Source organism: Corynebacterium sp. UMB10321, from assembly GCF_030228725.1.
Taxonomy (GTDB): Bacteria; Actinomycetota; Actinomycetes; order Mycobacteriales; family Mycobacteriaceae; genus Corynebacterium; species Corynebacterium pseudogenitalium.
In genome coordinates this window covers 1-267 of the sequence record NZ_JASOZC010000057.1, presented here as the reverse complement: position 1 = coordinate 267, position 267 = coordinate 1, and the positions used below count along the sequence as shown (strand labels likewise).

The 267-nt window shown below is 48.7% G+C and carries 1 pseudogene; it reads left to right on the top strand.

Features of this window, described 5'->3' with window-relative positions:
• A pseudogene (locus tag QP752_RS11295) lies at window positions 1-267 on the top strand (hypothetical protein); the annotation flags it as partial.

The window sequence follows — 267 nt, the reverse complement described above, 5'->3', positions numbered from 1 at the left end:
CTGGCTAATTTCGAAAATCTGCCGGTTGCCGGGGAATATATGCACCGGGATATCTACGATATTGCGGAAAAATACGGCAAAGACACCTTCCTGATGATTGATAAGTTAGGCACCGACAAGATGCCGTTCTTCTTTAATCTCAAGGGACGCACCGATGCGATGCTGGAGAAAGTGAAATTCTTCCGTCCGCATTTTACCGACCGTGCAATGCAAAAATTCGGTCACCTGTTCCCCAGCCATTTACCGCCGCGCATGAAAAACTGGCGC